Here is an 8591-nt window from a genome sequence, read left to right as displayed (position 1 = left end):
GAGTTTCACGGTCATCTGCTTTACCCTTCGGCCGGGCTGCGGCCTTGATCATTCTCCCTCTCCCCGTCCTTCACGGGGAGAGGGTAAGGGTGAGGGGCAGCGCCAACGCTTCCGATGGCTGCGATGCCCCTCATCTGCCTGCCGGCATCCTCTCCCGTGAAGGACGGGGAGAAGAGCGCTTTCACCCCCTCAACTCATCCACTGGCCGCCATCGACATTGTAGGTCTGGGCGACGATGTATTCGGCGTCGCTGCTGGCCAGAAACACCGCCATGCCGGTGAGATCCTGCGCCGTGCCCATGCGGCCGTAAGGCACGCTCTCGCCGACCAGCTTCTTCTTTTCGCCCTTCGGTCGGTTCTCGTATTTGGCAAACAGTGAATCGACGTGGTCCCAGTGCTCGCCGTCGACGACGCCGGGCGCGATGGCGTTGACGTTGATGCGGTGCTTGATGAGGTCGAGCCCCGCCGACTGGGTCAGCGAGATGACAGCGGCCTTGGTGGCACAATAAATTGCGACCAAGCCTTCGCCGCGCCGTCCGGCCTGGCTTGCCATATTGATGATCCTGCCGCCCTTGCCCCGCGCGATCATCGAGCGTGCCGCCGCCTGCAGCGTGAACAGCGTGCCGGCGACATTGACCGAGAACAGCTTGTCGTAGCTCGCCCGGGAGATCTCGACGATCGGCGCCAAATCGAACAAGGCGGCGTTGTTGATCAGGATGTCGAGGCCGCCGGCCTTGTCCTCCACCGCCTTTACCGCGGCATCGATGGATGCCTGATCCGTGACGTCGAGCTTCACCGCATAGGTGCCGCCGCCAATCTCGGCGGCTGTCTTCTGCGCGGCCTCGAGGTTGATGTCGGCAATCGCGACGATAGCGCCCTCGCGCACATAGGCTTCGGCGAAGGCCTTGCCGATGCCGCGCGCCGAACCCGTGATCAGCGCCGATTTGCCAGCCAGTCGCATGCTTACATCGCCTTTCCGTCAGGACCGAAGCGATGCAGCTTGGCCTTGTCTGGCGTCAGGTAGATCGTGTCGCCGTGATGAACGGCCAGTTCGCCGTCGGCGCGGACCGTCAGTGGGCCCACGCCATCGGCTTGGACATGCAGGAACGTGTCGGATCCCAAATGCTCGGCAACGCCGACGGTCGCCTTCCAGTCGCCCGCCGTCGTCGAGATCTGCATGTGCTCGGGTCGGATGCCGATGGTCTTGGCGCCGTATTTGGTGGCGGGCGCGCCCTCGATGAGGTTCATTTTCGGCGAACCGATGAAGCCGGCGACGAACAGATTGTTCGGGCTTTTGTAGAGCTCCATCGGCGAGCCGACCTGCTCGATATTGCCGGCGTTCAGCACGACGATCTTGTCGGCCATGGTCATGGCCTCGACCTGATCGTGGGTGACGTAGATCATCGTGGTCTTGAGCTGGTGGTGCAGTTCGCTGATCTCCAGCCGCATCGTGCCGCGCAGCGCCGCGTCGAGGTTGGACAGCGGCTCGTCGAACAGGAAGGCCGAGGGCTGGCGCACGATGGCGCGGCCGATCGCGACGCGCTGGCGCTGGCCGCCGGAGAGCTGGCCCGGGCGGCGCTCAAGATAGTTGGTGAGGTTCAGGACGCGCGCCGCGTCCTTCACCTTCTTGTCGATCGTCGCCTGATCCTCGCCCGCCATCTTCAGCGGGAAGGCGATGTTCTTGGCCACGGTCATGTGCGGGTAGAGCGCATAGGACTGGAACACCATCGCGAGCTTGCGCTTGGCCGGCGCCTCGCCGGTGACGTCGCGGCCGTCGATGTTGATGGTGCCGCCGCTGGTGTCCTCCAGTCCGGCGATCAGCCGCAGCAGCGTGGACTTGCCGCAACCCGACGGGCCGACGAAGACGACGAACTCGCCATTCTCGATCACCAGGTCGAGGCCGGGGATGATGGACGTCGATCCGAAGGATTTGGAGACGTTCTTGAGCGTGATGTTTCCCATGGTTTCCTCCCCGAGGGGTTATTGTCCGCCGTCTGTTTGTTCGTGGCGCTGCCTACGATCTGCCCGCTATTTCACGGCACCGAATGTCAGGCCGCGCACCAGCTGTTTCTGGCTGAACCAGCCCATGATCAGGATCGGCGCGATCGCCAGCGTCGAGGCCGCCGAAAGCTTGGCCCAGAACAGGCCTTGCGGGCTGGAGAACGAACTGATGAAGGCAGTGAGCGGCGCGGCATCCGTGGTGGTCAGGCGGATCGTCCAGAACGCCTCGTTCCAGGCCAGGATGATGTTGAGCAGCATGGTCGAGGCAATGCCCGGCACCGCCATCGGGGTCAGCACATAGATGATCTCGTTCCACAGCGAGGCGCCGTCCATGCGCGCCGCTTCCAAAATCTCGCCGGGGATTTCGCGGAAATAGGTGTAGAGCATCCACACCACGATCGGCAGGTTGATCAGCATTAGCATCACCATCAGGCCGATGCGGCTGTCCAACAGTCCGAGGTTGCGGAAGATCAGGTAGATCGGGAACAGCACGGCGACCGCCGGCATCATCTTGGTGGACAGCATCCACATCAAGATGTCCTTGGTCCGCTTGGTCGGCGAGAACGCCATCGACCATGCCGCCGGTATCGCCACCAACAGGGCCAGGATGGTCGAGCCGACCGAGAGCAGCACCGAGTTCAGGAAGAACTTGAAATAGCCGCTCTGCGCCTGAACCTCGGAATAGCTCTCGAATGTCCCCGACGGGATCAGGTTGAAGCCCTGGATCGCCTCCTGTTCCGACTTGAACGAGGTGATGATCGTATAGAGGATCGGGAAAAAGATCAGCAGGGCGACGATCCAGGCGGCTGCCGTCGCGATGGTCTTGTGCCGGGTGGTGACTGCGCGTGCCATCTTTTCCTCCTTATCTGTCCAGGTTCTTGCCGACGGCGCGCATGGCGAAGAAGGCGACGATGTTGGCGAGAATGACGGCGATCACACCGCCCGCGGATGCCTGGCCGATTTTGAACTCCAGCAGCGCCTTCTGGTAAACGAGGAAGGGCAGGTTGGTGGAGGCGTAGCCGGGGCCGCCATTGGTGGTGACCAGGATTTCGGCATAGACCGAGAGCAGGAAGATCGTCTGGATCAGGATGACGACGGTGATCGCCCGCGACATGTGCGGCAGCGTCAGATAGATGAAGCGGCTGATGAAGCCGGCGCCGTCCATCTCGGCGGCTTCCTTCTGCTCGCCGTCGAGCGACTGCAGCGCGGTGAGCAGGATCAATGTCGCGAAAGGCAGCCACTGCCAGGCGACGATGATGATGATCGCCGTCATCGGATGCTGCCCGAACCAGTCGATTGGTTGTGCCCCGAAGAAGCGCGCTATGTCGGCGAACACGCCATATTGCGGGTGCATGATCATGTTCTTCCAGACCAATGCGGCCACCGGCGGCATGACGAAGAACGGCGAGATGACGAGGATGCGCACGATCCCCTGGCCCCACATCGGCTGATCGATGAGCAGCGCCAGCAGGATGCCGCCGATCACCGTGATCAGCAGCACGCTGACGACGAGTGTGAGTGTGTTGAGGATCGATTGCAGGAAGGCCGGGTTGGAATAGAAGAGCTTGTAATTGGAGAACCAGACAAATCCATCGCGGACCGGATTGAGCGGGTTGTACTGGAGGAATGAGAACCAGATGGTGAAAATCAGCGGCACGATCATCCAGACGAACAGCAGCACCACGGAAGGCGCCATCATGAATCGGGCAAGCGAACGGGTCTGCTGAGTAGCCATGACGGTCACCCTTCAAGGATCAGGCTGAATTTTCAGAGGCATTGAAGACGGCCGCCCGAACTGGGTTTCGGGCGGCCGTTGCCGGTCAGCAAGCTGGCCGGCATTCGGCACCGGGAGGAGCCTTACTTGATATACCCGCCCTCGGTCATCGTCGCGGTGGCGGCGTCCTGGGCCTGCTTCAGCGCATCGTCGACGCTCGACTGGCCGGCAAGAGCCGCCGAGAAGAGCTGGCCGACGGTGGTGCCAAGACCCTGGAACTCAGGGATGGCGACAAACTGCACGCCGACATAGGGCACCGGCTTGACGGTTGGATGCGTCGGATCGGCGGCGTTGATGGACTCCAGCGTCATCTTGGCGAACGGAGCCGCCTTCTGGTACTCGGGGTTGGCGTAGAGCGAGGAGCGCGTGCCCGGAGGAACGTTGGCCCAGCCTTCCTTCGACGCGACGAGCTCCGCATAGTGCTTGCTGGTCGCCCACGACACGAACTTCTCTGCGGCGTCAGCCTTCTTGGTGCCGGCGGGAATGGCCAGCGACCAGGCCCACAGCCAGTTGCCGCGCTTGCCCAGGCCGTTGTCGGGCGCCAGCGCATAGCCGACCTTGTCGGCGACGGTCGAGTTCTTCGGATCGGAGACGAAGGACGCCGCGACGGTGGCGTCGATCCACATGCCGCACTTGCCCTGCTGGAACAGCGCCAAGTTCTCGTTGAAGCCGTTCGACGAAGCGCCCTCGGGGCCGTCGGCCTTCATCAGGTCGACGTAGAACTGCAGCGTCTTCTTCCATTCGGGCTGGTCGAACTGCGGCTTCCAGTTCTCGTCGAACCAGCGGGCGCCGAAAGAGTTCGACATCGCGGTCAGGAAGGCCATGTTCTCGCCCCAGCCGGCCTTGCCGCGCAGGCAGACCCCGTTCACGCCGTTGGCGCGGTCGGTCATCTTGTCGGCGGCCTGCTTGATGAAGTCCCAGGTGGGGGCATCGGGCATCTTCAGCCCGGCCTTGTCCATCAGGTCCTTGCGGTACATGACGAAGGAACTCTCGCCATAAAAAGGCGCTGCATAGAGCTTGCCGTCGACCGTAAGGCCGCCGGCAATGGCCGGGATGATATCCTTGACATCATAGTCGTCGCCGAGCTTGTCGAGCGGTAGGAGCCAGCTTTGCTTGGCCCAGATCGGAACCTCATAGGTGCCGATGGTCATCACGTCATACTGGCCGCCCTTGGTGGCGATGTCCGTGGTGACGCGCTCACGCAGCACGTTTTCCTCGAGCGTGACCCAGTTGAGCTGGATGTCGGGATTGGCCTTGGTGAAGTCGTCGGTCAGCTTCTGCATGCGGACCATATCGCCATTGTTGACGGTGGCGATGGTGATGGATTCGGCATGTGCGGCGAAGGCGAGGGCGCTGGCCGACAACAAGCCCAGGGTGAGCGTGCGAAGTTTCATCAAATTCCTCCCATAAACCAAGATGAGCATTTGCCTTGGCTGTGAGCAATTACTCACTTAGTCTTAATTGTGTCAAGACGGATTCGATGCTGCAGCGCAGCACGCGACCCAAGAATGGCGACGAACGGTCGAGGATTCGGGGGGTGCAATGGCCGGGTTGCCACCGCCTGAGGCCAGGCAGTGGGATCAAAATCTTTGAAATCGGATGTTGGTTCCGTCGCCTGCCGATCAGCAGGCGATTTCAGCCAACAGCCAGTCCCGGAAGGCGCGGATCTTCGGCACGTTGCGGCGCGCCTCGGGATAGACCAGCCAGTAGGCGTGGCCATCGTCACCGACCAGGTCGAAGGGCTGGATCAGGCGGCCGTCGGCGAGTTCGGCCTTGAACAGCGCTCTGGTCAGGATCGCCACGCCATGGCCGGCGATCGCGGCATTGGCCTCGTAGGCCTGCGCGCCCATGCTGCTGCCGGGCCGCTTGGCAAGGTCGTGCGCGTGCACGCCGGCGGTTTCGAACCACTGTGTCCACCAGATGTCACCCGGATCGAGGATCGGCAGCCGCAGCAGGTCGGCCGGCTCCTTGATGCCGCCAATGCTCGCCGCGAGCTTGGGGCTCAGCATCGGCGTAAAATCGGCGTCGAGCAGTTTGTGGGCTTCCAGCCCCGGCCATTTGCCGCCGCCCGAGCGGATGGCGAGGTCGACATCCTCGCGGGCGAAATCCGTTAGCCGGCTCGACGTCTCCAGCCGCACGGCAAGCGACGGATGAGTAATCTGGAAAGAGCCGAGGTGGTGCGCCAGCCAGTTCGAGGCGAAGGTCAGCACAGTCGTGACGCACAGCAGACCATCCGCGCCGCCACGCGCCGCGGCATAGGCCTGGCCGAGAATGGCAAAGGCTTCGCTGACAGCCGGTGCCAGGCGCTGTCCGGCTTCGGTCAGCGCAATCTGGCGAGGGCGCCTCAGGAACAGCGGCGCTCCGATCCGCTCCTCCAGCACCTTGATCTGATAGCTGACCGCCACCTGCGTCATGGCGAGCTCCTCGGCGGCCTTGGTGAAGGAAAGATGCCGCGCCACCGCTTCGAACACCCGGATCGCCTGCAGCGGCGGGAGTTGCGAAACCTGGCGCGAGCTGAGGTCCGGCATAAAACCTCCTTATGGGTCCTTATCGACGTTCGATTGGCAAAGCTGGCCGGCAAGACCGACATTCAGTGTCAACCTGTCATTCGGGTTCAGGATAGCGAAGGTTTACGAGCATGACCATGGCGCAGCAAAAGTGCACTCCCGCTCCGGATCACCGCTGGATTTCGTGGCTTACGGACGGTTTTGGCTGGTTCGCGATCAGAAAAAAGACGCATCTCGACATCAGGGACCTGTCGCCGCATCTGCAGCGCGACCTCGGTTTCCTCGATGGCAACGACCCTTTCGGGCGGCACAGATAGCCCTGTTGGTTTTATCGCGACGCGGACGGCATCGACCCGTTCCGCCAGCAGCAGCGGCTGTCGGTCAGACGCCGGCCAAAAGGGCGGTCGCCGTCCGCTCATCGGTGATGAGCCCGTTGACCAGCCGGCGGTTCACGGCCGCCAGTATGCCCGGCAGCTTGCGCTCGCCCATGGCCAGCGCGATGACCAGCGACCTCTCGCGCGACGGCAGCGACGCCGACGACACGCGGTCGTTGGTGATGCCTTCGATCATCCGCCCGTCGCGATCGAACACCCAGCCGACGATCTCGGCGATGCCGCCGGCCTTCTGCAAGGCCTTCAACTCGGTTTCCGAAATGAAGCCGTCCTCGTAGAGGGGCGCCTTTGGGCCGAGGTCGCCGATGCCGACGAAGGTGACGTCGGCCTCGGCGGCGAGCGCCAGCGTTGGCTGGATCATCGGCTGGTTGAGCAGCATCTCGCGTTCCTGCGGCGAGGAGGCGATGACCGGCAGCGGCATCGGGAAGGAGCGCGCCTTGACTCTGTCGGCCATGGTGAAGATGACGTTGTAGAAGGCAGCCGAGCCGTCCGGCGAGATGTTGCCGGTCAAGGACACCACCTTGTGCTGCGGACACTCCATCGGCGGCAATTGTTCGATCGCCGCCTTCAGCGTGCGGCCTGTGCCGATCGCGAGCACGATCGGGCTCGGCGATCTCAATCGCCTTTCGATCTCGGCTGCCGCCGCCTCGGCAATGCCGATTGTCGTCGACGACGAGGTCGGGTCGCTCGGCACAACCTCGACGAGGTCGAGCGCGAAGCGCGATTTCAGCCGCGCCGCAAGGTCCAGGCAGTTGGCGATCGGATGGTCGACGCGGACCTTGATCAAGCCCTCCGACACAGCCAGCGACACCAGCCGCTGCGCGGTCTGCCGCGAGATGCCGAGTGTAGCTGCTATCTGGTCCTGTGTGTTGCCGGCAACATAATAGAGCCAGCCGGCGCGCGCCGCGTCGTCCAGCCTGTTGCTGCCGCCATCCTGCCGGGTATTCACGTCCTGCCTCCCAAACCGCTGGTCACACGAGCGGTCCGCCTCTAGTTTCGCAGGGAACGGTCTGCTGCGCAATTGTCAATCTCAAGAGCAAATGCTTGGATATCGCGCCTGGGAGATTTTGCCGCCAACTAGGTCTGTCGGACAAAGCGGGTGGTCTTGGTCCCGGCCGATGGCACGTTCTGTCGCCCAGATGGTTTATCTCCCGGCGCAAACCCTTTAAGGGATCGCAAAAAGGAGCGCTGCATGACACCGAAGGCGGTTTTCTGGGACATGGACGGTACGCTGGTCGACAGCGAACCGCTGCACGCGGCGGCCCTGGTGGCGGCAATGCACAATGCCGGGCTCGAACCGCCGGTCGACCTGCACGAGCGCGTGCTGGGCGTTGCCGCCTGGCCGGTCTATGAGATGATGCGCGACGAATTCGGCCTCGACATGCCTTTCGACGACTGGATCATGCGCAAATACGAGCACTATCTGCCATTGGTCGAGGGCCTGAAGCCGCGCCCCGGCGCCATCGAAGTCTTCAACGAATTGCGCGCGCTTGGCGTGCAGCAGGCCGTGGTTTCCAATTCGGACCGAATGATCGTGGACGCCAATCTGCGGATGGTTGGCCTCACCTATCCCGGCATGAAGTCGATCAGCCGCAACGATGTGCGCGAAGGCAAGCCGCACGCCGAGCCCTTCCTGCGCGCCGCTTACCTTGCCGGCGTCGATCCCGCGCACGCGTTTGCGGTCGACGACAGCTGGCCGGGTACCATGGCCGGGCTCGCGGCAGGCATGAAGACGATCTTCTGGCCGGAAGCGCCGATGGAAGGGCCGCCTGGCGCTATCGTCATCAACAGCGCGGTGGAATTGCGCAGGGAACTCGGGCTCTGAGCGAGAATTAACATAGGTTCGCGCTGCCCCTCATCCGCCTGCCGGCACCTTCTCCCCGTGAAGAACGGGGAGAAGGGACAAGCTCCATCGCTG

The 8591-nt window shown here is 63.0% G+C and carries 9 protein-coding genes; 2 read left to right on the top strand and 7 right to left on the bottom strand.

The genetic code is table 11. From position 1 onward, the window contains the following. Positions 1-189: 189 nt before the first annotated feature. The 6 genes from FJ934_RS22930 to gcvA all read right to left on the bottom strand — a co-directional run bounded on the left by FJ934_RS22930 (position 190) and on the right by gcvA (position 6302). A complete protein-coding gene (locus FJ934_RS22930; RefSeq protein ID WP_140612716.1) occupies positions 190-960 on the bottom strand; it encodes an L-iditol 2-dehydrogenase in 771 nt (256 codons plus the stop codon). A gap of 2 nt (positions 961-962) precedes the next feature. Further along, positions 963-1961, bottom strand: a complete 999-nt coding sequence (locus tag FJ934_RS22925; protein ID WP_140612714.1) for an ABC transporter ATP-binding protein — start codon at positions 1959-1961, stop codon at positions 963-965. Between the two features lie 66 nt (positions 1962-2027). Beyond that, positions 2028-2852 (bottom strand): carbohydrate ABC transporter permease, encoded by an 825-nt coding sequence (locus FJ934_RS22920; RefSeq protein WP_140612712.1) that lies wholly within the window; start codon positions 2850-2852, stop codon positions 2028-2030. Positions 2853-2862: 10 nt separating this feature from the next. Beyond that, positions 2863-3735, bottom strand: a complete 873-nt coding sequence (locus FJ934_RS22915; RefSeq protein WP_140612710.1) for a sugar ABC transporter permease — start codon at positions 3733-3735, stop codon at positions 2863-2865. A gap of 122 nt (positions 3736-3857) precedes the next feature. Then, on the bottom strand, positions 3858-5168 hold the full coding sequence (locus tag FJ934_RS22910) for a sugar ABC transporter substrate-binding protein (protein ID WP_140612708.1): 1311 nt from the start codon (positions 5166-5168) through the stop codon (positions 3858-3860). Between the two features lie 228 nt (positions 5169-5396). Further along, positions 5397-6302: a transcriptional regulator GcvA gene (gcvA, locus tag FJ934_RS22905; RefSeq protein WP_140612706.1), complete on the bottom strand. Its 906-nt coding sequence runs from the start codon at positions 6300-6302 to the stop codon at positions 5397-5399. Between the two features lie 110 nt (positions 6303-6412). Here gcvA and FJ934_RS22900 point away from each other — a divergent pair, with 110 nt between their 5' ends. After that, entirely contained in the window at positions 6413-6598 is a 186-nt protein-coding gene (locus FJ934_RS22900) for a hypothetical protein (protein WP_140612704.1), read from the top strand. A 64-nt stretch (positions 6599-6662) separates the two neighbouring features. On the opposite strand, the gene FJ934_RS22895 is transcribed toward FJ934_RS22900, so the two are convergent. Beyond that, a complete protein-coding gene (locus FJ934_RS22895) occupies positions 6663-7622 on the bottom strand; it encodes a sugar-binding transcriptional regulator (RefSeq protein WP_140612702.1) in 960 nt (319 codons plus the stop codon). Between the two features lie 243 nt (positions 7623-7865). Between FJ934_RS22895 and FJ934_RS22890 the strand changes: the two genes are divergently transcribed. After that, complete coding sequence (locus FJ934_RS22890) at positions 7866-8498, top strand: HAD family phosphatase (RefSeq protein ID WP_140612700.1); 633 nt, start codon at positions 7866-7868, stop codon at positions 8496-8498. Positions 8499-8591 lie beyond the last annotated feature (93 nt).

Origin of the sequence: Mesorhizobium sp. B2-4-12 (assembly GCF_006441575.1) — a bacterium.
Lineage (GTDB): Bacteria > Pseudomonadota > Alphaproteobacteria > Rhizobiales > Rhizobiaceae > Mesorhizobium.
This window is presented reverse-complemented; position numbering and strand designations above follow the sequence as displayed.

What these genes read in the sequence shown, in the direction of transcription:
- gcvA (WP_140612706.1), bottom strand. Translation starts at nt 6,302, where the DNA reads ATGCCGGACCTCAGCTCGCGCCAGGTTTCGCAACTCCCGCCGCTGCAG.
- FJ934_RS22925 (WP_140612714.1), bottom strand. Translation starts at nt 1,961, where the DNA reads ATGGGAAACATCACGCTCAAGAACGTCTCCAAATCCTTCGGATCGACG.
- FJ934_RS22930 (WP_140612716.1), bottom strand. Translation starts at nt 960, where the DNA reads ATGCGACTGGCTGGCAAATCGGCGCTGATCACGGGTTCGGCGCGCGGC.
- FJ934_RS22915 (WP_140612710.1), bottom strand. Translation starts at nt 3,735, where the DNA reads ATGGCTACTCAGCAGACCCGTTCGCTTGCCCGATTCATGATGGCGCCT.
- FJ934_RS22890 (WP_140612700.1), top strand. Translation starts at nt 7,866, where the DNA reads ATGACACCGAAGGCGGTTTTCTGGGACATGGACGGTACGCTGGTCGAC.
- FJ934_RS22900 (WP_140612704.1), top strand. Translation starts at nt 6,413, where the DNA reads ATGACCATGGCGCAGCAAAAGTGCACTCCCGCTCCGGATCACCGCTGG.
- FJ934_RS22920 (WP_140612712.1), bottom strand. Translation starts at nt 2,852, where the DNA reads ATGGCACGCGCAGTCACCACCCGGCACAAGACCATCGCGACGGCAGCC.
- FJ934_RS22910 (WP_140612708.1), bottom strand. Translation starts at nt 5,168, where the DNA reads ATGAAACTTCGCACGCTCACCCTGGGCTTGTTGTCGGCCAGCGCCCTC.